This window comes from Pleurocapsa sp. CCALA 161, assembly GCF_003003995.1.
Classification (GTDB): Bacteria; Cyanobacteriota; Cyanobacteriia; order Cyanobacteriales; family Xenococcaceae; genus Waterburya.
The window spans coordinates 17,177-39,309 of the sequence record NZ_PVWF01000047.1; the positions used below are offsets into that span (position 1 = coordinate 17,177).

The 22,133-nt window shown below is 41.2% G+C and carries 18 protein-coding genes and 1 pseudogene; 7 read left to right on the forward strand and 12 right to left on the reverse strand.

Translation table 11 applies throughout. From position 1 onward, the window contains the following. Positions 1 to 108 precede the first annotated feature (108 nt). The 6 genes from C7B62_RS12935 to C7B62_RS12960 all read right to left on the reverse strand — a co-directional run bounded on the left by C7B62_RS12935 (position 109) and on the right by C7B62_RS12960 (position 7,055). Entirely contained in the window at positions 109 to 1,377 is a 1,269-nt protein-coding gene (locus C7B62_RS12935) for an MFS transporter (RefSeq protein WP_106236726.1), read from the reverse strand. Next, on the reverse strand, positions 1,370 to 2,401 hold the full coding sequence (locus C7B62_RS12940) for an ABC transporter substrate-binding protein (RefSeq protein ID WP_106236729.1): 1,032 nt from the start codon (positions 2,399 to 2,401) through the stop codon (positions 1,370 to 1,372). Before C7B62_RS12940 ends, C7B62_RS12935 begins: the two co-directional genes overlap by 8 nt. A gap of 59 nt (positions 2,402 to 2,460) precedes the next feature. Continuing rightward, the gene (locus C7B62_RS12945) at positions 2,461 to 5,010 is read right to left on the reverse strand and encodes a TonB-dependent siderophore receptor (protein ID WP_106236731.1); all 2,550 of its coding nucleotides are present in this window, start codon (positions 5,008 to 5,010) and stop codon (positions 2,461 to 2,463) included. Positions 5,011 to 5,136: 126 nt separating this feature from the next. Next, positions 5,137 to 6,147, reverse strand: coding sequence for an AraC family transcriptional regulator (locus C7B62_RS12950; protein WP_106236734.1), 1,011 nt, complete (start codon positions 6,145 to 6,147; stop codon positions 5,137 to 5,139). Between the two features lie 39 nt (positions 6,148 to 6,186). Beyond that, on the reverse strand, positions 6,187 to 6,846 hold the full coding sequence (locus C7B62_RS12955; protein WP_106236737.1) for a TVP38/TMEM64 family protein: 660 nt from the start codon (positions 6,844 to 6,846) through the stop codon (positions 6,187 to 6,189). Between the two features lie 2 nt (positions 6,847 to 6,848). Beyond that, on the reverse strand, positions 6,849 to 7,055 hold the full coding sequence (locus C7B62_RS12960; protein ID WP_106236739.1) for a hypothetical protein: 207 nt from the start codon (positions 7,053 to 7,055) through the stop codon (positions 6,849 to 6,851). Between the two features lie 265 nt (positions 7,056 to 7,320). Here C7B62_RS12960 and C7B62_RS25715 point away from each other — a divergent pair, with 265 nt between their 5' ends. The 3 genes from C7B62_RS25715 to C7B62_RS12970 all read left to right on the forward strand — a co-directional run bounded on the left by C7B62_RS25715 (position 7,321) and on the right by C7B62_RS12970 (position 9,837). Then, a complete protein-coding gene (locus C7B62_RS25715) occupies positions 7,321 to 7,497 on the forward strand; it encodes a hypothetical protein (RefSeq protein WP_158260676.1) in 177 nt (58 codons plus the stop codon). A gap of 136 nt (positions 7,498 to 7,633) precedes the next feature. Further along, positions 7,634 to 8,827, forward strand: coding sequence for an MFS transporter (locus tag C7B62_RS12965; protein ID WP_146132097.1), 1,194 nt, complete (start codon positions 7,634 to 7,636; stop codon positions 8,825 to 8,827). A 17-nt stretch (positions 8,828 to 8,844) separates the two neighbouring features. Further along, complete coding sequence (locus tag C7B62_RS12970) at positions 8,845 to 9,837, forward strand: helix-turn-helix transcriptional regulator (protein WP_106236744.1); 993 nt, start codon at positions 8,845 to 8,847, stop codon at positions 9,835 to 9,837. A gap of 27 nt (positions 9,838 to 9,864) precedes the next feature. Here the strand turns inward: C7B62_RS12970 and C7B62_RS12975 are convergent, their stop codons facing one another. Beyond that, positions 9,865 to 10,437, reverse strand: a complete 573-nt coding sequence (locus tag C7B62_RS12975) for a Uma2 family endonuclease (RefSeq protein ID WP_106236746.1) — start codon at positions 10,435 to 10,437, stop codon at positions 9,865 to 9,867. 260 nt (positions 10,438 to 10,697) lie between these two features. On the opposite strand from C7B62_RS12975, the gene C7B62_RS12980 reads away from it, so the two are divergent. Both C7B62_RS12980 and C7B62_RS12985 read left to right on the forward strand, forming a co-directional pair. Continuing rightward, positions 10,698 to 11,093 (forward strand): cupin domain-containing protein, encoded by a 396-nt coding sequence (locus tag C7B62_RS12980; protein WP_106236749.1) that lies wholly within the window; start codon positions 10,698 to 10,700, stop codon positions 11,091 to 11,093. A gap of 15 nt (positions 11,094 to 11,108) precedes the next feature. Then, positions 11,109 to 13,595, forward strand: a complete 2,487-nt coding sequence (locus C7B62_RS12985; protein ID WP_106236752.1) for a TonB-dependent receptor domain-containing protein — start codon at positions 11,109 to 11,111, stop codon at positions 13,593 to 13,595. Here the strand turns inward: C7B62_RS12985 and C7B62_RS12990 are convergent. The 5 genes and pseudogenes from C7B62_RS12990 to C7B62_RS13005 all read right to left on the reverse strand — a co-directional run bounded on the left by C7B62_RS12990 (position 13,585) and on the right by C7B62_RS13005 (position 19,995). Then, positions 13,585 to 14,856 carry an MFS transporter gene (locus C7B62_RS12990; RefSeq protein ID WP_106236754.1) on the reverse strand — a complete coding sequence of 424 codons (1,272 nt, stop codon included), beginning with the start codon at positions 14,854 to 14,856 and terminating at the stop codon, positions 13,585 to 13,587. The two genes, C7B62_RS12985 and C7B62_RS12990, sit on opposite strands and share 11 nt — an antisense overlap. Beyond that, positions 14,849 to 15,700 (reverse strand): annotated as a pseudogene (locus tag C7B62_RS12995) (iron-siderophore ABC transporter substrate-binding protein); the annotation flags it as partial. The pseudogene C7B62_RS12995 and the gene C7B62_RS12990, both read right to left, overlap by 8 nt. A 15-nt stretch (positions 15,701 to 15,715) precedes the next feature. Then, positions 15,716 to 15,904: a hypothetical protein gene (locus C7B62_RS26155; RefSeq protein WP_199194183.1), complete on the reverse strand. Its 189-nt coding sequence runs from the start codon at positions 15,902 to 15,904 to the stop codon at positions 15,716 to 15,718. Positions 15,905 to 16,007: 103 nt separating this feature from the next. Next, a complete protein-coding gene (locus C7B62_RS13000) occupies positions 16,008 to 18,710 on the reverse strand; it encodes a TonB-dependent siderophore receptor (protein WP_158260677.1) in 2,703 nt (900 codons plus the stop codon). A gap of 181 nt (positions 18,711 to 18,891) precedes the next feature. Beyond that, positions 18,892 to 19,995, reverse strand: coding sequence for a helix-turn-helix transcriptional regulator (locus tag C7B62_RS13005; protein WP_106236760.1), 1,104 nt, complete (start codon positions 19,993 to 19,995; stop codon positions 18,892 to 18,894). Positions 19,996 to 20,369: 374 nt separating this feature from the next. On the opposite strand from C7B62_RS13005, the gene C7B62_RS13010 reads away from it, so the two are divergent. Both C7B62_RS13010 and C7B62_RS13015 read left to right on the forward strand, forming a co-directional pair. Further along, positions 20,370 to 21,413, forward strand: a complete 1,044-nt coding sequence (locus C7B62_RS13010) for an iron ABC transporter permease (protein WP_106236764.1) — start codon at positions 20,370 to 20,372, stop codon at positions 21,411 to 21,413. 41 nt (positions 21,414 to 21,454) lie between these two features. Beyond that, positions 21,455 to 22,133 (forward strand): ABC transporter ATP-binding protein (locus C7B62_RS13015; protein ID WP_106236768.1); only part of this gene is annotated, 679 nt, incomplete at its 3' end.

A 22,133-nucleotide genomic window follows, 5' to 3' on the forward strand; every position in this document is an offset into this window, starting at 1 on the left:
TAACTAATAATTACTAAGCAACTATGAGTAAAGAGTATATCTTGCCAGTAACGATGGCGTTGATACAATAGAGTACCCTAAAAATTCCTATTTTTAGGGTACTCTATTTCATAACCGATCTAGCTGAGGTAATTTAAAGCCAACTAAACCGACTAAAAACATAGCGATCGCACATCCCACATACAACAATGCCATCCCCGCACCCGCACCGTTACCAAAAATAGGCACAAACAGAGAACTAAGAATAGTATCTGACTGCATAGCTGGTTCTAAAATGCGATCGCTCAATAATCCTGCTATTAAAGTTGCGATCGCACTGACTAATTCTAAAACTAAGGAATTAGCAGCAAAAACCCGTCCTTGAAGTCTGGGGGGAACAGTTTCCATCCATAATGCGGTTTCGGAACTTTCTATTAGAGGAAAATTGAGAGAAGAACAAAATTGAGCGGGTAGCCAAATTGTTAAACTTTGACCCAAGCCAAATACTGTTTTGGCAGCACCAGCCCCTATAAATCCTAGTAACATACCATTGACACGCCGTTTTGTTCCGCCCCAAGCAGTTAAAGCCACTGCACCTGTAACCCCGCCAATACCTGCAATGGAGAGGATTGCGCTTAAAGTTCGGGCGTTATTATCCGAACGAGCTAAAATCATTGGCTCGTCGATCGCACCACCAAGATCGTGAGCAAACCAAAACAAAGCTGTGATTACTAATAAAGTACGCAAACCATTATTTCGCCAAATATAACGGATACCAAATGTTACCTCTTGCCAAAAAATAGCTATATTGGTTATTTCTTCTTGTTCTGTATGCTCGTCAGGTTGAGGGATTCTTATCCAAAATAAAGTTGCGATCGCCACGACAAAAGTCGCTAGATCGATTGGCAATATACCTCCCAAACCAATAATCGGATAAAGAACACCAGCGATCGCAGGAGCGATAATATTCGAGCCATAGTGGACAACAGAATTCATGCTGTTGGCGCGAGTATAGTTAAGAGGAGATACGAGCAGGGTAATGGAAGTGGAATAAGCTAATTGTTGAATTTGACCAAAACCACCAGTAATCGATGCAGCCAGATATAAATGCCAGATAGCTAGATTTCCTGTTAGATGGAGAACTAAAATCGCCACAGTTGAAACAGCAGCCATTCCATCACTCAAGATCATTAAATATTTACGGTTAAAGCGATCGACTATGATGCCAGCGAAGAGGGAAACGAAAATGCTAGGTAGCAAAGAGAAAAAGCCGACCAAAGCTAGAGCCGTTGCCGAACCTGTTAGTTCCCAAGCCCAAAGAGTTAAGGCAAATTCGCTCATGTAAGTGCCGATAGTAGAAACTAATTGACCGAACCAGATGAGGCTGAATTTACGCACTGTTTTCGTTTTTAACGCTGTCCAGCAGCAGATCGGGCAAAGCTTCTAAAATCAGTCGGTCGGCTAACGGTCCGCGAATATTACTTCCCCACAGTTGATAATCGACAAAATAAACTCGACCTTGTTGAAAAACTGGCATTGAGTTTAACAGGGGATTTTGCGCCCATTTTTTTCGCAGTCCATCTTCAGGATTAGAAAAATTATCATCACTCCAAGACAAAACCAGAATAATATCGGTTTCAATCTGGGGTATTATTTCCCAAGAAATTTTCGTATCATCTTCTATTCCTTCTGGTCGAACTATCTCAAAGCCAATTTTTTGTAACAGTCTACCTGTGGTGCTTTTAGGTGACGAATCAACATAAGTAGTCAGATTTGAAGTCATCAAAAATACACGGGGATATTTTTGCAATACGGGTTGTAATGCTGCTTTTGTTTGAGCAATCTGCTTACTAAATCCTGCTAACAATTCCCGTACTTGGGCTGTTTTACCTAAAGCCTTGGCAATTCCCTCAATGTCTTCCTGCCAAGATTGCTGTCCGTCCGAGCCTTTATCGCTAAATAGTAGGGTAGGTGCAATTTGAGTTAGGAACGGATATTCCTCTTTACTAAGCCATTTTTCTCCTAAGATTAAATCTGGTTTAACCAAAGCTAGACGTTCGAGGGAAGGATTTTTGCGATCGCCTAATCCTCCAGGCTGTGTCGTTACCCATTTACCGATATAGGGAATTTGTTCTTTAGGATTATCGTAGGTTTGAATGTTTAAATTCTCTGCTTCGGCATAAGCTACAGGCTGAACTCCTAGTGCCAGCATACTATCTAGAATATGAGGACTGAGGGCAGCAACTGTTTGTGGTTTGCCACATAGCTCTGTTTCTCCCATTTCATGCTGTACTATACGACAAGATTCTGAACTAACAAGGGTTTGCTTATCGCTTTTTGAAGAATCAGGAGGACGACTGCAAGCTACAGTTAGAACTAAGGTACAGATGCCGATGATTAGTAAATGGCGTAGTTTATACATGAGCAGAAGAGGGGGGAGGAAGCAGAGGAAACTAATGACTAATAATCAATAACTAATAACTAAAATCTATAAGAGGCAGAAAATTGCACGGTAAAGGGATCGGCGATACCGATACTGAGATCGTCAAAGTCAGCCTGTTCGACGTAGTTCACATCAAAGATATTTTTAAAATTGAGTGCCAGATTTAAGTCATTGCGACGATAGTAAATAGCGGCATCGGTTCTAAGATAGTCATCAAGTTGAAAAGAATTATCCAAATCTCCCTCTCTTTCGCCGACATAAAATAGACCCAAGCCAAATCCCAAACCAGATAAACTCCCTTCAGAAATAAAATAGGTACTCCAGAAATTGACGGCATTTTCGGGAACATTAGTGAAAGAGTTGCCCACCTCAAAAACATTATCTTCGGTTATTTCGGTATCGGTAAAAGCGTAAGAAGCCGTAATGTTCCAACCTGGTAAGATTTCTCCGTTGGTTTGTAATTCAATACCTTGGCTCTTTTGTTCTCCCGTTTGAATTTCAAACTCAGAATTTTCAGGGTCTTGTGTCGCTACATTGGTCAGAGTTATATCGTATAAAGCCAAGGTTGTAGAGAGGCGATTGTCCAACCAGTTTGCTTTCGCTCCTATTTCAAATTGAGTACCGCGAGAAGGCTCGAAGGTTTCCGCTTCGGCAGTTACTCCTGTTTCCTGTTCAAAAGACTGGCTAAAACTACCGTATACAGATAGGTTATCGGCAATTTTGTAGAGAATTCCTACTTTGGGGCTAAATGCCGAGTCGTTTTGGGTTTCTACTGGTGAGGAATCATCCACTAAGTCTTCTGATGAAGTACCCACAAAATCCAGCCGTCCCCCAAGCGATAAAATTAAGCGGTCTTCAAAAATTTTAAGTCGATCTTGTAAATAAAGTCCCAATCCATCATTGGTATCTAAAATAGTCCCAGAGTCTACTACTTCTCCTACCCCACCTACGTATTCTGGTTCAAAGATATCGATATTTTCTGCTTCGAGTTCTTCAAAATCAAAAAAATCTTCTTCAAAAACATAATCTATTCCTACTGACAGCTCATGATTGATACTACCTGTCTCAAATTCACCAGTTACATATGCTGTAGCTTGGTAATTGTTGATGTCGTCGGTATTTGTAAAGCCAAAACGTTCTAAGGTTCTAAGATCGTCCTGTAAAGCACTGGGAAATGCTCCATTTTGCTCAACTTGAAGATTGGTATAGCGAAAAACATGGCGTAACGACCAGTTGTCATTAAAATCATGTTCTAAATTATATCCAATTTGAGCAATTATGCGATCGTTATCATCAAAGTTAGGTTCTCCTAAAAACTGGTCTGGGGGAACATCACCATTAGGATTATCCAAGACTGTTCCCGAAGCAGGTAATTGGGCTATCTGAGGAGTTCGATTGTCAAAATACAGTCCTTCAAAACTCAGTTTGGTTTGTTCGCTAATCTGCCAGCTAATAACTGGTGCCACCGAAAAGCGATCTAGATCGACATCATCAACATCAATAAAAGTTTCCGAGTGATAGATCGAAGCATTTAGACGATAAGCTACTGTCTTACTCTCATTTAATGGACCTGATAGATCTAATGCACCCTCAATACTGTCGAGAGTATCATAGCTTACTGATAAATCATAAAAAGGTTCCAATGAAGGCTGTTTGGTAACAATATTAATAACGCCTCCTGGAGAAACTTGACCGCCAATGATAGAAGCAGATCCCGATAAAATTTCGAGTTGCTCGACATTACTCAATTCTCTCGGTGGCGAGAAGGTGAAAAAAGTTTGTGGAACTCCATTAAGCAATGTTGAGTTAGAGACATCAAAACCGCGAATCAATACGTTGCTAAAATTAGATCTGGGTAAACCATTTGTAACGACACCCACAGCATTTCTGGATAAGGCATCACGGAATTCAGTCGCCCCCCGATCTTCAAATACTTGACGAGGTACTACCTGAACTGTATTTGGAGTGTCAATAATCGGTGTATTATTACGGGTAACGCCTGCCTCAGGAACAAAGTAATCACTGCCTTCTTGTCCTTGACCCGTAGCAATAACTTCGATCTCCTCATCTGGCTCTTGTTCGGCGGTGGTGCTTTCAGGAGTAATGCTTAAAACTAAATCGTCTTTTTCTGTTACTATCTCTGCGCTTGGGGTTTGGTTTTCTCCTGTAATCCTGACTCGGATGTTATTTTCATCGCCTTTATTAACAGTTACGCTGCTAATTCCTGGTGCGGGGTTGAGTTCTGTCACGCCATTTCTTATTGAAAAAGCCAAGGTTGCATCCAGAATATCAATTACTAGATCGTTACCTTCGGGTAGAATCAACGGCACTAACCTTTCGCTTCCCGCTACCGTTTCTAACACCAACTCCAATCCATTTTCGGTTTGGACAATCTCTACCCCAGTAACCCGCGTTAAATCATCCTGCGCCAGCAAATCCACAGCATTATTTGATAAATATTGAGAATTAGACTCAACTAATTTAGATGATTCTGCCGACACGGGAAAAGCGAGTGTATTGCTGTAAACAATAACAATACCTGTAAATAATAAATTTTTATGCTTAATAAAATAGTTAGCAATATTCATACTTCTTCAAGCTTATAGAGAATTATTCTAAATAACTGTAGAAGTCAGAATACAGAGTTGCTAAATTGTTGTCTATCCAAAAAGCGATCGTAATTATCCCAAAAGCGTCTTGTCATTCTTCAATGCTCAATAATTTTCCCCCGAACAATCTCTGGGAGTCATACCAAATTTGCGTTTGAAAGCAGCCGAAAAATGACCGAGATGAGTGTAGCCAATATTATTCGCAACCGTTGCTACGCTTAAATCCCCTTCTCGTAACATTAACTGTGCCTGTTGGAGGCGATAGTTGTGAAGATAATTAAACACAGTAGTACCATATATTTCTTTGAAACCCTGCTGGAGTTTGCGATCGCTCATACCAACAGTTTTAGCTAAAGCTTTAATGTTAGGAGGATTATCTAAGTCATTGAGTAATATTTTTCTCGCGTCGTAAATGCAGTCTATTTCTTTAGGCTTTAATCTAGTATGAGTAGTCTGGCGATCGCAATTAGTAGTTAACAAAGAAAGTTGCATTGCCATTAATTCCAGAGCTTTGCCTTCGAGATACATTCGAGCGATCGCACCTTGATAGGGATGGTGCCAAATTTGCTCGATTATCGTTTGCATTTCTTGGGTTATATCCCCCAAAGCAGAGTGAAATCGCTGAGGTTTGTCGTTTTCAATTAATGCTTGCAACTGCTTGGGAACTGTATTGAGTTCGGTGACAAACCTTCTAATAATATCTAGATCTATTTCTATTCTCAGCATTTTCAGGCGATCGCCCGCCCAAGACTGTTCGATTTCTTCAATATCTGGTAAATAAAACAAATAATTCTGTCCCTTAGTTTCAGTATATTCTGCTGCGATACCTTTGACACCAGGAGAAATGACGCTATGATATCCACTTAGATAAAATTTAGCGACAATCGACTGGTAATTATTGTGTTCTACTAACTCATTGCGATCGAGGAACATCTGTTCGTCAACAATATCTAACTCGATGCCCGATGACAAATTAGCATAACGATATTGTTCTGCACTCCATTGGCTTTTAGCTGTTATGATTTCATCAAACCCGCGAGTATTAGATTCTATTTGCTCGTATTCTAGAGTTTTTTTATATAAGCGATCGTATTCTGTCTCGGTATAAACTTTCATAAAAATATAATTAGCAATTAATCTATAAATTTCTCAGCTTTAGATTTTTGGTTGACGCTGTAGAATAGCCGTGAGTATACCCAATCCGAAAACGCCTAAGAGGGCAAACCCCAGCAGTAACTTACCCGACTCTAATAATCCTGCACCCAATGCCACGATTGGCGGGTTAGAAATGACAACACTAATTACTAATGCAGGAGCAAATTTACGCCAGGGTGTTTTGGTTAAGCCGACTCCATAGCTAACAAAATCAAACAAACCCGTCATTAAAAAACCAGTTATCAACCAGAAATTATGCTCTAAATTCTTTTGACTAAAGCGATCTATCTTATTTATAAAGCGATCGCCTACCAACCTTGTAACTAAACTTCGACCATATCTTCTAGATAAATAAAAACTGAGGCTACAGGAAATAAGATCGGCAAGACAAATTACAGTTAACCCCGATCCAAAGCCAAATAGTCCACCTGCTAAAACAGAGTAAGCCGTCCCTGGAAGAGCGGGTATAATCACGCTGGTTAAACGCAATCCTCCCACCACTAAAAAAGCCCAGACTCCCATCTGTTCGACATTAGAACGAAGCTGTTCGATTCCGAAACGATTGAGCAACCAGATTCCTAGTGCAATAAGAATAGCGATCGCCACAAACCGAGCAATTTTAACCAGCTTTCGATTCCCACTAATACCAGGATTACTCATGGCTAATTATTGAAAGAATGATTAGACTCGACCGCTTCGGAATGATTAAAAGGCGGATAATACACTTCCCGCCTCAAAATCCAGCCTGTCTTTTGCTGTACGTATTCATGAGTACTCAATTTTTTGGCTTTGGCTTCTTGGGCGATAGTTCTATAATCCCAGCCAAAATATTCGCATAGTTGTCTTTGACTTAAACCCATGTTAGTCATAAAAATTTGCGTGCATGATTAGAAAGATAATTACATTATTGAGAATTAATTGCAAGTAATTTGTAAAAATGATATGTTGATTTTGTTAGCCAAAACCAGGGCGATCTCACTGGAGTCCGACTTGTTTAGAATCAGATCTTGTTTAAGCCAGGAATGAAGCCCATGGTTTATAGCGAGTTAACTACTGCTTTGTTGTATCGGAGGCGTGTAATTGTTCTTATGCGCTTCTTTTACCTCTTTTTTTGATAGTGGATAAAAAATAATCATGAATAAACTCGATCGCAACTGTAAAAATCGCCTACCTCAATGGCAATCGGAAAAAATGAGAAGCTTAATTGAAGAGCGTTGGTCAGAAGTTTGGGAAATTGTTGTTGCTAGGGAGAATTCTTTAGAAAGCCCACACTCATATTCAAAAAATTACCGACGGAATTCAAATTTTTGAGAAGTTGCGATCGCACTAAATTATTCTTCAAAAATTATGTTTACCTATATTTTGAGCTGCTTTTGTGAGAAATAGGAGATGATGGTATAAATATCTAAAATGATAATCATTATCAAACACTTGAGGGTAAAATAATTTGCAGCACATCGAACGAATCGATTTCCCAAAAATGGGACTGCTTGCTAGTTTATATATCTCGCAATATATTCCTCTGATGTTTTTTTATGAGGCGTTACCCGTATATCTACGACAACGAGGAAGTTCCTTAGAAGCGATCGCTTTAGTCAATTTACTAATTTTGCCCGTTGTCCTTAAGTTTCTTTGGTCGCCCCTAATCGATCGCTATGGTTTTACTCGTTGGGGACACTATCGGTTCTGGATTGTTTTATTTCAAGTGATGGTATCTTTGCTGACCCTAGCTTGTGCTTTTATTGATATCGAACAGAATCTCAATTTGCTGTTGATAATTGGCTTTGTGATGTGTGTCTTTTGTACTAGCCAAGATATCGCAGCCGATGCTTTAGCAGTTAACTTGCTTACTCCTGAAGAAAGGGGTTTGGGTAATGGTATTCAGGTAAGCGGTCATTATTTGGGGGCGGTAATTGGTAGCGGTGGGATGTTAATTTTGCTCGATCGCCTTGCTTGGCAAAAAACCCTGTTGCTAATTGCTTTAATTATGGTGATTTCTCTATTGCCAATTCTGCTGCATCAGGAAGTAGTAACCGCAAAACCCGTAGTAAAAGCCAGTATCAGCAAAGAATTAGCCGAGTTTTTTGGTCGGCGAGAGTTATGGCTATGGCTGTTAATTTTAGCCACCTACACCACGGGATCTAGTATGGCAATTACCATGTTTCGTCCGCTACTGGTAGATCTGGGTTTATCCACAGCCCAAATCGGACTACTGCTAGGAGTAGTCAGCTATGGCGTAGGCACGATTGGGGCTTTAATTGGAGGTATGACAGTCAATTTTTTAGACCGCAAAAAATTGTTAATGGTTGGCGGATGTTTACAAGGAATAGTTATTTTAGGTTTTCTCTTACCAGCCTGGGGAATTAGCAGTCTAGTTATTTTATATCTTTTGGGTATTACCTTTAACGGTATCTATGGTGTTGCCGAAACTGCCACCTCAACAATCAAAATGGACAAAAGTAGTGCCGATAGTGCGGGGAGAGACTTTACAATTCGAACTTCCATTGCCTTTATTAGTAGCGCGATCGCAGGTAGTTTTAGTGGCACAATTGCTGAAGCGGTCGGCTATTCTGGCTTGTTCGTACTTTGTGTCGGACTAACCCTGGGCAATTTACTTCTAATTTCCAGACTCAAAGTTTAGCAGTTATTAGTTATTAAGTGAAATTATTTTTATCTTTAAACAACCAGCAAGAATTTTATACCGAACTCCAACAACAAATTGGAGCGAGTATTACTAATGATGGTTTTGAAAATTGTTTGTTAATACCTCCCCAAATGGGACAAGGTATGACTCGTACTTTCCACTTTGCTTCGGGACTACAACTATACATTCAGGAAAACTCAACCCACGAAGCCATTAGCTTAGAAACAGAACTCAATTACTTATCCTTAGTTATGAGTTGGATTGTTAAAGGTACGGCTAACTTTGCTTTAGGCGAACGCGATTGCTATTTGTCTTCTCCCAATCATCACTTGTGCTATTTCCATGACATTAACGGTAGATTAGAGTTTGCTGCCAATAGTTCCGTCATGATGGTAGATCTAGCATTAGAATCCTATTCTCCTTTATATGATGCGATCGCTCAATCCCCGTATTTTCCCTCGCAAATCAAAAAATTCCTCTTAAATAGCGAAACAGGATATCTGCGACAACAACTTACCACTACCCCTGAGATGACAATCGCGCTGCATCAGATCGTCAACTGTCCCTATCAAGGCTTGACTAAGCAACTATATCTAGAAAGTAAGGCGATCGAGTTATTAACCCTCAACCTAAGTTTGCTAGAAGCAGAATACAGCAGATCTACTGCAACCATAGCAATTAAACCCGATGACATTGAACGTCTCCACCGAGTTAAAGAAATCCTAATTGAAAATATCGATCGCCCGCCTACCTTAAATTCCCTGGCAAGACAGGTAGGCTTAAACGAATTCAAACTCAAACAGGGATTCCGCCGTCTATTTGATACTACCGTATTCGGTTTTCTCCACGATTATCGGATGGAGCGATCGCGTTTATTACTAAAATCTGGAACTCGCAACGTTACGGAAGTAGCCCAAGCAGTCGGCTACAGCAACATGAGTCACTTTGCAGCAGCGTTTCGTAAGAAGTATGGCATCAATCCCAATCAGTATAAAAAATGTAGTTAAGTGGGTATTGTTTAACTTGCTAGTTTTTTAGTCGAAGATGTCTGTTAAATTTACTGCCAATCCAGGTAAAATATTCTCTCCAGTCAGAGTTTGAGGATTGTAGATCGCTTCTTTAGTCTGTCCGTTACGATAAATTTCCACCTGCTTATCTTCAGGATTAATCAACCAACCTAACTTTACACCACAGTCCATATACTCCTGCATTTTGGCTTGTAGTTCGCGCCAATCGTCAGTAAGGGAAACTAACTCGATCGCGAAATCGGGATCGATAGGGGCAAATTTATCCTGTTGCTGTAGGGTAAGTTCATTCCATCGCTCGATCGCAATCCAAGTCACATCAGGAGATCGCACAGCACCATTAGACAGTTTAAAACCTGTAGAAGAATTAAATGTAACCCCTAAATTTGCTTTACTATTCCACAGTTCTACTTGAAATAATAATTTAGTGTTTCTCCTGCCGCTATTACTTCCTGTAGGCGACATAATTATTAAATGTCCTTCACTGTTAGTTTCAAATCTAGTTTCTGGATTGTCAGTTGATAGCTTCAAAAGTTCGGCATCACTAATTTCAGGAGCGATCGCCTTTAAATTGATCGACATTAGTCGTAATTTGATTACTAGTTTGGTTGCTCATTAATATTCTACCGATAACTTCAAGACAAAAGCTAAAGACAAAAGACAAAAAACATCCAAGACTAATAACTTTCACAACTCAAATAGGATTACTGTTTAAACCTAAAACAAACCGCCTCAATACTTACTCCCTTTTGGGGTGAAAATAATCCGCCTGGGAGTAGTTTAGTTATCTCAGTCAATTCTACGATTCATTGCAGGTACAAAACTAGCCTGGATTAAGACTAATGGAAATATTCAAGATTCCGACGCTACTCGATCGCCTGCCACTAATCGACCTCAATCGTATAGAGTCTGAAGCTGCTGCGGAGGTGCGATCGTCTTTTATCAATTTGGGAGAATTCGATCGCGGTACTGCAACTCTAATTAAGTATGCGGGGGAAACTCCCTGGGAAAGGCACGTCGATGGTGACGAGTTCTTTTACTTATTGGAAGGAGAACTGCGAGTGACTTTACTAACAGAAGATATGCAGGAATTTGTCTTAACTTCAGGAGATACTTGCATTGTGCCTCGTAATGTCTGGCATCGCAGTAAGGCTGATTCTCAGGTGACTTTACTGGCGTTGATTGCCTCAGAACACGGTGCAGTTTCCTATGCCGAAGATCCCAGAATTGCTATTTAACCTATCCGACTCAAGATGAAGCTATACAAATTACTATTTCAGGCGGGGATTGCTACCGCTGTGGTTTTGACTTCTTTGCTAATACCAACAGAAGCTAAAGCCAACTTAAATACATCAGCCAAGCAATTACTGGTACAAAACGAATTAACTAAAGTTATGGGAGTAAAGTTAGAACAAACGACATCGGGTTTAAGGGTTGTTTTAGAAACAGAAGCTGGTAAACAATTAGTCCCCTTAATTTTTTCTGAAGGTAAACAACTGACAGTTGATATTTTAGATGCGACTTTAGCCTTACCCCAAGGCAATAGACTCCAGCAAGCTAATCCTGCCACGGGCATTGAGACGATAAGCTTAACTCAAATCGACTCTACCAGTATCCGTCTTACCATTACGGGAGAAGAACAAACTCCCTCTGCCAATGTTGTTCCTTCTCCTAGAGATTTAATTATTAGCGTTTCTCCCGAAAGCACAGAAGAGGCAGATACATCTCAAGTAATCGACGTGGTGGTTACTGCCCAAAAAACCGAAGAAAGCCTGCAAAAAGTTCCCTTAAGCATTACCGCTTTGACCGAAGAACAATTAGAGGATGGTAATATTGATTCCCTCAGAGGCATATCCGATAGTACCCCTAACTTCAGTATTTTGGATGCTTCTGGGAGTCGTGCCTTTCTCTACTACAGTTTGCGGGGATTTTCCAATTCTAACCTAACCAATCGAGATGCAGTCGGATTCTATATCGATGATGTCCCTTACGACTACGGCGGTTTTCTAGATCAGAATCTAGTCGATCTCGAACGGGTAGAAGTATTGCGGGGGGCGCAGAATATTCTCTACGGACGGAGCGCGATCGCAGGTGTAGTTAATACCATTACCCGTAAGCCCAGCGATAAGCTAGAGTTTCTGGGAGATCTTAGCTATGGTAATTTTGCTAACTTCGAGGGTAAAGGCAGCGTTAGCGCACCAATAGTTAAAGATAAATTAGGTCTACGTTTATCGGGAAGTTACGGCAGGCGAGACGGTTTTATTGAAAACACCGCCCAAGACAATACTGTAGACGACCAATCGGGGGGTAACGGACGGGCAAAATTACTCTGGACTCCCCATAAAGATTGGGAAGTTACTCTCAATAGTTCATTGGAAAGCTATCGAGATGGGGGATATCCGTTTGTCCCCTTAGAACGGGACGATCCCTTTACTACCGACCAAGATGTTAACGGGTTTAATGATTTTGATGCTAATACCCAAGCACTCAAAGTAGCCTATAGCAGTGATAAGGTTAGAATTACTTCTATTTCCTCAAGACGTTCTTCTGAAGTAGATCAGGAGGCAGATCTTGACTATACTGCCCTAGAAGCTGGTTCGGTTATTAATAAATTTGATTCCACCATATTTAGTCAGGAAATACGCCTCCAGTCTCCTGCTGATGCCGAAAGATTGCGCTGGATTGTTGGGGGATATTTTGAATCGCGAGGTTTTGATACTGTCGATAATGGTTTTGTGGTGGGTAATGATGCAGCAGAACTATTTCAGTTACCTGGGGATAGCACGATTCTTAGCGATAGCGAGACAGATGAAACTACTCTGGCAACCTTTGGACAGCTAGATTATAAACTGATTGAATCTTTAACTCTTTCTGCTGCTTTACGCTACGAAACTAACGATTCGGAACTAGAGTTTTTAGAAAGTAATATAACTACTCCCCAAGGAGTGATACCCAATTTCCGCGTCGAAAATATTGAAGCAGAAAGCGATGCCCTCTTACCCAGAGTTGCCCTGGAATACGAACTTACTCCCGACATACTTACTTATGGCAGTATCACCGCAGGATATCGTCCCGCAGGGGTTAACTTTGGCGCGGATAATGATAGTAAAGAGGTTCTCAGTTTCGATCGCGAACGTTCTTTGAATTACGAACTTGGGGTTAAGTCATCTTGGTACGATAATCGTCTGGTGTTAAATGCTGCGGTGTTCCACAATGATATTAATGATTTTCAAGTAGTGTTGTTCAACCAATTTTTACAGGCAGAAAGAATTGATAATGCGGATGCGGAGATTACGGGGGCAGAAGTAGAGTTAAAAGCTACCCCCGCCCAAGGTTTAGACATCATCGCAGGATTGGGCATTGTCGATACTGATTTTACTGAATATACTAATTCCATTACGGGAGAAGATTTTAGTGGCAATAACCTAGTATTTACTCCTGGCTATACCTTTAACATTGCCATGCAGTATCGTACTCAATCGGGAGTAGTGAGTAGACTCGAACTTGTGGGAAGTGGCGCAACCTTTTTTAATGAAGACAATACCCTTAAATCCGAACCCTACAGTATTGTTAATGGGCTACTGGGCTATGAGTTTGGCGACAATGGGGTTTATTTCTTTGCCAACAACATCTTCGATCGCGAGTATGTAACTACTGCTTTTGAAGACTTTGGCTTTGGCGAGTTTGGTTCTTTGGGTTCTCCTGTTACTTATGGCTTGCAGGTGAAAGCTAAGTTTTAGATGCTTTGAATGGATCGATAAAAGCATACCCGACCAAAGATATAATTACGCCAACAGCAGAAAATAAAGCGATCGCGCAAGCCATTCCCGCACCAGTTTCACTACCAAAGATACCGCCAAACAATTGAGCTAAAAGACTGTTAGTTTGCATAGCTGGTTCAAAATAATTATCCACTAATACACCCGCGATCGCAGCACCTAAAGGCGTTGCTATACCTGCAATTAAATCTCTGGCTGCAAACACTCTTCCCTGAATTTCTGGCTTTACCTGTGACATCCAAATTCCTTGATTGGAACTATTAGGAAAAGGGGAACAAAAGCCACTAACAACCGCAGCAATTAACTTACCCACCATACTTTGAGTCACCGAGAGTAAAACTAAGCCCCCCTTCCAAACAGCATTACCCAGTAACAAACCATTAATACGTCGTTTGGGTAAATTCCAGATGCTCATAGTAGCAGCACCCAATACACCGCCAATACCAAAAGTAGTTAACAACCTGCCCCAAACTGTAGGATCGTTATTGCTACGGGCTAAAACCATTGCGGGTAGAATGGCGAAATTGAAACTATCGATGAAGTTGGTTATTAGCAAAAATCCGAGGATAGCGAGTAAACGACGATGCTTGAGAAGATAACGCCAGCCAAAGCTTAATTCCTGTTTGATGTTGGTAATATTTTGTCTATTTGAGTTATCGCGATCGGGTTGGGGAATAGCGACTATGGAGAGAGTTGCGATCGCCATGAAAAACGTCACCAGATCGATTATTAGAATTCCTTTCAAGCCAATTACAGGATACAAACCGCCAGCCAAAGCAGGGGCTAAAATAAAAGCCCCTGACATTTGAACCGAATTAAGCGCAGTTGCCCGATTGTATTGTTGTGGGGGGACGAGTAAAGACAGAGACGCAGAGTAAGCTAATCCTTGAACAAAGCCAAACAGACTATTTACGGCTGCGGTACAGTATAAGTGCCAAATTTGCAGATTATTACTTAAAAAGAGTAAAAGCAGAGCAATTGTAGAAATTCCTGCTACCAGATCGCCGATAATCATCAACAGTTTGCGACTATAGCGATCGACCAACACTCCAGCAAATAGAGAAGCGATAACTCTGGGAGTCTGTACGAAAAACAAGATTAAAGACAAAGGTGTCGCTTGTCCCGTAACCTGCCATGCCCAGATGGTGATAGCAAAGTTGGTCATTTCTGAACCCAACAGGGAAGCTAGTTGACCGATCCAGATAAGGAGGAATTTACGCACGATTTTTTTGAAGTAGCTGTTGCTTTAATTCTTCCAAATAAAGTTCAGTTCCAATTGTCCCAGGTAAACCCGCACACAAATAGGTCGGAATAAAATAAACTCGTCCTGCTTTACTAGCATCCATAGATTGAGCGATCGCATTTTTTTGCCATGCTTGTTTTATCTTTGATAGTTGATTGCGACGGAAGTTATTGAGTTTTTCTCCTTCGCCAAAATCATGACCAAAAACAATAATCGAATCGGCATCGTTGAGTTCGGGTAGAGTTTCAATCGAAATAGGTCTTGATGGTGAATTGGGTTTAGGAGGTTCGAGTCCAGGAATTGGAACGGGTTGAAAACCTAATTGTTCGGGTAATGAGGTACACTTCGTATGGGAATCAAGGGAATTAATTTCTTTGAGTTGTGACGACTCGAGCGATAAAAGATCGGGATTTTCAGCTACTACGGGGGCAAAGGCTTCGCGGGCTGCTGCAATCTTCTGTTGGGTTTCTTCAAGTAATTGTTCGGCTTGTTGAGGGCGATTTACGGCTTGAGCGATCGCTTTTAAATTCTCCTCTGGTTCAGCATATTCCAGCAATATAGTGGGGGCAATCTGGGATAAAGTATCGTACTGTTGGGCGTTAGCTTCAGTACCAATAATTAGATCGGGCTGCGCTTTGGCAATGGCTTCAATAGACGGTTCGTAGGCTATACCCACATTGGCTATTGGTTGAGCTATCATCTCTCCCAGATAGGGAATTTGTTCGTTAGGCTTATCATAATCTCCTTGATGAAATGCCACATGATCGCCATAGGCTACTGGCTGCACCTCTAAAGCAAGTAAAGGTTCTAAAACATAAGGACCGAGTACCGCTACTCGTTAAGGGCGATCGCAAACTTCAGTTTCTCCCGCTTCATGTTCGATAGTACGACAATCAGTTTTATCTGATGTAGATGTTTCTAAATTATTAGTTTGACTTTGACAAGAGGCGATCGCTAATCCTACAAATACAGACAGTACCAAAAACCGAATCGACAAAAACATTCTTTTATACTTACAAATTTTCATTTACCTAGCTGTTAGTGGGTAAAACAGTTCATTTGATAATTGCGTTTCACGCTAATTAAAATACTTGCTACTGCGCCCGAAGGAAGTCCTTTAGGGCTACTTATCAAAACTCCACCGCAACCGAACCTCGAACAGTAAATGGGTCGCCAGGATAATTAAATCTAGTTCTAGAAGTATTTACAGATTCGATAAAATCAACATCAAATAAATTATCGAAGTTCAATCTTACCTGCCAGTTATCCCGACTGTAGAAAAGGGCAGCATTAGTGAGGAAATAGCTATCTGTCGTAAAACTATTGGGTAGTCCTCCTTGTCTTTCTCCGACAAAGTTAAATCCCGCACCAAAGCCCAATCCTTGTAAACTTCCTTTTTGAAGTTCGTAGGTTGTCCATAAACTGGCACTGTTTTCGGGTATTCCTGTCAGCTTACTACCCACAAATTCGGGGTCGGTATCTTCTGTCACTTCGGCATCGATAAAGGCATAGGAAGCAATAATGTTCCAACCAGGCATGATTTGTCCGCTCAGGTCGATATCAAATCCTTCACTTTGCTGTTCTCCCGTGGCAATAAGTGCTGAACCCACAGGATCGCTCGGATCGTTTACGGCGACGTTTTGCTTGGTAATGTTAAAGTACCCTAGAGTTGCTGACAGACGATTCTCTAGGATCTCGGCTTTAATTCCCACATCAAACCCTTCTCCTGTTTCTGGTTCTAAAGGTTCTCCATCAGCGTCGGTATTTTCTGTATTTGGCACAAAAGACTGAGAATAGTTGGCATATAGAGAAATCGGCTCAATCGGCTGATAGACTATACCAATGTTGGGAGTCACAGCATCGTCGTTTTGATTGGTTTCTTCGCCAGTTAAATTATCAGTCAGGTCTAGGTCAACGATATCGTAACGTACTCCTGCTGCTAGAATTAAGTTATCTAAAAGATCGATTTGGTCTTGTAGATATATTCCCAGTCGATCTGTCGTGCGATCTAAATCCTCAACGGGAGAAAGCTCCTCTCGATCGGGTAGAGGAACGGCAAAATAGTCTGGATCTGAATCAAAAATATCGATCGGACTAGCAGGTTCAAACAATACTCCAGATGATTCTTTCCCATCTGCACGAGATAGATCGACACCAAACAAAAGATTATGCTTTAGTGAACCCGTATCGAATTTACCTCGAACATTAGTGAAGAGCGAAAACTCTTCGTTTTCTATTGCTTCAGTAGCATATAAACGAGTTAACTCTCCCGTTGATTCATCTACGTTGAATGGTAATGCTAAAATACCAGACGGACCATCATCCGAAGCATAGCGAAACCGATTGCGTAATTGCCAGTTTTCGCTGAAATTATGCTCTAAGGTGTAACCCACATTCAGGTTGGTAAATTCTTGGCTATCGTCGGGATTATTAGTTACTCGTTCTAAAGGAATATCGGCAATGCCCTCACCAAAGGCGACAGTGCCAAAGTTCACTGGATCGTTATCTTCCGCGTATTCCAGGTTGAAAGTTAAGTTAGTGCGATCGCCAATTTGCCAGGCGATAGTAGGGGCGATGAAAAAGCGATCTAGGCTGTCTTCAAAATTGCGAAAACTATCCTGCGTTCGATACAGTGCATTAAAACGATAGAGCAAGTTACCATCGCCCGTTAACGGTCCCGATAGATCGATACTGGGACTATAAAAATTGCGGTTTCCTAGCTGAAATTGCAGATTATAATAGGGTTCGGCAAGAGGTTTTTTCCTCACCAGATTAATTATTCCTCCTGGTTCTGCCTGACCGAACAAGGTCGATGGTCCTTTTAAAATTTCGACTCGCTCTAGATTAGCTGTTTCTGGGGCTGCCGAATCTGCACTAAAACCAGGAAAACCGCCAAAACCATCTCGTGCAATTCTCGCATCCCTAAATCCGCGAATGGCAGCCTCAAACGCCCGACCATCATTATTGCCCAAAAACGTTACTCCCGCAGCGTTTTCTAACACCTCTTCTAGCCCAGTTGCCTGCTGGTCTTCAATCACTTGTTGGGGAATCACCTGAATCGACTGAGGAACATCGCGCAGCGGTGCATCAATTCTGCCACCGATATCTACATCGGGAACCAAATATTCTTCTTCTGCACCCTGACCTGTGGCAATCACCTCTATTTCTTCATCAGGCTCTTCTGCTGTCGCTCTTTTAGGGGCAATGCTTAATACCAAACCGTCTCTACCTGGTAAGATTTCCGCGCTTGGTGTTTGGTTTTCCCCCGTAATCCTGACTTGGATACTATTATCATCGGCTTCATTAACTGTAATCCTACTAATTCCTGGCGCGGGGTTAAGTTCGGTAACGCCATTTCTAATTGAAAATGCTAAAGTGGCATCCAGGATATCAATTACTAAATCGTTACCTTCTGGCAAAATCAACGGGACTAATCTTTCACTTTCTGCGGTCGTTTTTAAAATTAACTCCAACCCTTCCGCAGTTTGATTAATTTCTACTCCCGTAACCCGCGTAACTCCTTGGACGATTAGATCTTGTTTCAAGTCAACTACAGATGGGGGACTAGGGAATTTCTCTACTAGAGCTTTCTCCTTGTTATGTGCCCTAAAGGATATATGCGAAGCGGTATCCCCTTGCGGGACACCTTCGGATAAAGCGATATCCTTTAGGACTCCTTTTCTCCCCGTCTTCCTGTCTGTATAAGTCTCCTCGCCTTCCCTGCTTTCTTGCCCTCCTGCTTTCTGCGCTAACGATATTTCTGCCACAGCAATTTGACCTATAGCAATTGCCAAAAACACAAAAAGATTCCAACCTAGTAAATACTTTCTCACTATGCTCCTCACATCATTACTCAAGCCCGCCTAAAAAGAGCTTGATGCAAATTATTTTCAATTAATTTAATTTACTGGAGAACTAAAGTTATTTCTAGAAATTTTGAACCGTAGCTGCATTTTTTTCCAAGACATTTTGCTAAATCTAGTTAAGGTAAGTAAATTTATCAATCGGTTTAACTCAACTAACTTCTTGCCTTACTTGCATCTGAAGCACTTTAGGATTAACTCCGAACTGTTGGCGAAATGCTATGGCAAAATTACTGCGACTTTTGTAACCCACTGCTGCTGCAACCTCTTCAACGGACAGTTCTGAAGTCATTAATAGTCTTTTTGCTTTTCGCAAACGGTAATTTCGCAAGTAGCCAAAGGGAGTTGTATTATGTACCTGATGGAAGCCTTGATTAAGCTTGAAGCGATTTGTACCTACCTGTTTGGCTAACATCTCTGTGGTTGGGGGATTGATGCTCTGACTCTTTAAGATTTTTTCTGCTTGGTAGATATAGTTGAGATCGGATTTGTTTAAACGCGATCGCAGCATTCCTTCTTCAAAATATAGAGTAACTAAGTTCAAAGCCTTTTGTTTTAAATAAGCACGACGAGTTGTACCTTGATATGGACAACTGAGAATTTGTCCGATAACTCGTTCCATTGTCGCGGAAATTAAATTATGACGTGCATATTCGATATCTTGTATCTCAGGATAAACAGTACCGCTTAAAACTTGCTCTAAGGTTGCCTGAGAACTGTGAGAATCGACAGAAATCGTATCCTGTAGAACTCTTTCGAGCATTTCCTTGGTATTAGAACTGGAGTATCCTTTTCGGTACCGATATATGGAGCGAATAACTTGCTCGGCAATGTCGAGTGTTTGAGGGAACAATCTTGCCATAAATTCTTGAAGATAAATCGCGGTCGTGGATTGTTTAAAAACAATCTCTACGTTAAAAATTTGTTGTTGCGATTGCTTGATATGTATCTCTCTTAATCCAAAGCAAACGTCAAATAAGCTATGTCTCGCATCAGCACCTGTAAGTGGAAAGCCAAAAGCTACAAAACTATTGTGACTCGGTATGTCAATTACCAAATTGCGATCTAGCCTATAGTTTTCAATGACAAGGCTTAAATCATCCCGCAGCGGAATTTCTTGCCTGTATCCTTGACCTAAATGCGATGGACAGACCTGAATGCGATCGCTTTTATCCGAATGTAACAACCTCGAATCCTTATAACTTCCCCGTTCGAGCCAGTCTTCATATCGCTCTAACATTAATCTCGTTACCATAATGCTAATAAAAATATATTGACGATTTTAAAAATAAACTGTTGCAAATATTTTGCATTGTTATATGATATTGAGAAAATTATAAAAACTAATTTAATAACTGTTCTTGCAGTTGCTTGAGAAAGATCTCCGTACCAAAACATTATGAGTGAATTCTCTTGTCCCTCCTGTATTCAAAGTTTGTTCTAATAGTTGCGCGACCGTGAGTGCTTTCATATCTCGATTTGATTTAGGCAATCGCTTTATAGGTCATACATCAGTACGAATGATAAAAAGCCTGCCGTAGATAAGACTAAATCTAAGGATTTAATAAAAATATATAGTAATAAGTAAATTAACCATAATGATTCTCATTAAGTAAGTATAATACTTGAATGAGCAAGCAGTGGTTAGTTATTCGCCCGAAGGTATTACCAATATCGTTTCACCTCGATCGCCGAGTGCCAGTAATTTTGTCAATTCTGACTGCAATTACCTTGGTAGCAATGGTGTTTAGTGTGGGCTATGGAGAATATCCAATTTCGCCTATAGATGTGGTCAAAACGTTGTTGGGTATACCTACAGCCAATGGGGACTATGCTTTCATTATCAATACCTTACGTTTACCCAGGACTATTGTAGCTTTCCTAGTTGGAGTAGGACTGGCGATCGCTGGTACGATTACGCAAGGCATTACTCGCAATCCTCTAGCTGCTCCCAGTATTATCGGCGTGAATGCAGGAGCGATTTTGGCTGCGGTAACATTACTAATTCTACTGCCCAATACTCCCGTATCTCTACTTCCCTTTGCTGCTTTTGGGGGCGCGTTGACAGTCTCATTGTTAATCTATCTCTTAGCTTGGCAAGGAGGTAGTTCCCCCGTGCGGTTAATTTTGGTAGGTATTGGGTTTAGTTTAATTGCTGGTGCTTTAACCGATATTATGATTACCTTTGGCGAGATTAATACCGTATCTCAGGCTTTAGTTTGGTTAGCAGGGAGCGTTTATGGGCGTAGTTGGTCACAAGTATTTTCCTTAATTCCCTGGATTGTTATCTTTGGCTTAATAGCATTACTGTTAACGAGAGAATTAAATACCTTAAATTTAGGCGATGAAGTAGCTCGCGGTTTGGGAAGTCGGGTGGAATGGCAGCGAGGTTTATTGCTGTTAACCAGTGTAGCTTTGGCTGGTGCGAGTGTAGCTACAGCAGGTGCAGTTGGGTTTGTAGGCTTGATGTCGCCTCACCTGGGAAGACAGTTAGTAGGAGCTTCTCACGAAGGACTATTGCCAGTAGCAGCCATGCTTGGAGGAATGTTGGTAGTAGTTGCCGATTTATTGGGCAGAGTTTTGTTTGCACCTTTAGAACTCCCCTGTGGCATCATCACCGCTGCGATCGGTGCGCCCTATTTTGTTTATTTATTGATTAGTCAGAGGAAATAGCTTTTAGCTCTTAGCTTTTTTAAATCTTATTTTGAATAATTATGGATCGCAGTACAAATAATATATCGCCTAGTCATCCCGTCTCCTCGTCCCTAAGTCTCCCCGTCTCCTCGTCTCCCCGTCATAATCTAGAAGCCAAACAAATAACTCTGGGATACGATGGTGCTGCAATTATCAGAAACTTGAGTTTGGCAATACCTGCTGGTAAAACAACAGTGCTTGTTGGTGCTAATGGTTGTGGTAAGTCTACTCTACTGCGGGGATTAACTAGATTACTAAAACCTAAATCGGGTCAGGTTTATCTCGATGGTAAGGCGATCGCCAAACTCAAAGCGAAAACGGTAGCGAAAAAAATGGGAATGTTGCCTCAAAGTCCCGTTGCGCCTGAAGGTTTGACGGTAAGAGATTTGGTAGCTATGGGTCGTTATCCCTATCAAAGCTGGACGCAGCAGTGGTCAAAAGAAGATGAACTTCAGGTCGCCGAAGCTTTGTCAATTACTACCATGACGGAATTAGCAGATCGTCCGTTAGACAGTCTTTCTGGCGGACAGAGACAACGAGCTTGGATTGCGATGGTATTAGCTCAAGATACGGATATTTTATTGCTAGACGAACCGACAACCTTTTTAGATTTATCCCATCAGGTAGAGTTGCTAGATTTACTGGACGAACTTCAAAAAAGTAAGGGTAAAACCATTGTCATGATTCTGCATGACCTAA

Coding starts and splice junctions, on each gene's coding strand:
- C7B62_RS12940 (WP_106236729.1), bottom strand. CDS start 2,401: ATGTATAAACTACGCCATTTACTAATCATCGGCATCTGTACCTTAGTT.
- C7B62_RS12945 (WP_106236731.1), bottom strand. CDS start 5,010: ATGAATATTGCTAACTATTTTATTAAGCATAAAAATTTATTATTTACA.
- C7B62_RS12950 (WP_106236734.1), bottom strand. CDS start 6,147: ATGAAAGTTTATACCGAGACAGAATACGATCGCTTATATAAAAAAACT.
- C7B62_RS12955 (WP_106236737.1), bottom strand. CDS start 6,846: ATGAGTAATCCTGGTATTAGTGGGAATCGAAAGCTGGTTAAAATTGCT.
- C7B62_RS12960 (WP_106236739.1), bottom strand. CDS start 7,055: ATGACTAACATGGGTTTAAGTCAAAGACAACTATGCGAATATTTTGGC.
- C7B62_RS25715 (WP_158260676.1), top strand. CDS start 7,321: ATGAATAAACTCGATCGCAACTGTAAAAATCGCCTACCTCAATGGCAA.
- C7B62_RS12975 (WP_106236746.1), bottom strand. CDS start 10,437: ATGTCGATCAATTTAAAGGCGATCGCTCCTGAAATTAGTGATGCCGAA.
- C7B62_RS12980 (WP_106236749.1), top strand. CDS start 10,698: ATGGAAATATTCAAGATTCCGACGCTACTCGATCGCCTGCCACTAATC.
- C7B62_RS12985 (WP_106236752.1), top strand. CDS start 11,109: ATGAAGCTATACAAATTACTATTTCAGGCGGGGATTGCTACCGCTGTG.
- C7B62_RS26155 (WP_199194183.1), bottom strand. CDS start 15,904: ATGAAAATTTGTAAGTATAAAAGAATGTTTTTGTCGATTCGGTTTTTG.
- C7B62_RS13005 (WP_106236760.1), bottom strand. CDS start 19,995: ATGGTAACGAGATTAATGTTAGAGCGATATGAAGACTGGCTCGAACGG.
- C7B62_RS13010 (WP_106236764.1), top strand. CDS start 20,370: ATGAGCAAGCAGTGGTTAGTTATTCGCCCGAAGGTATTACCAATATCG.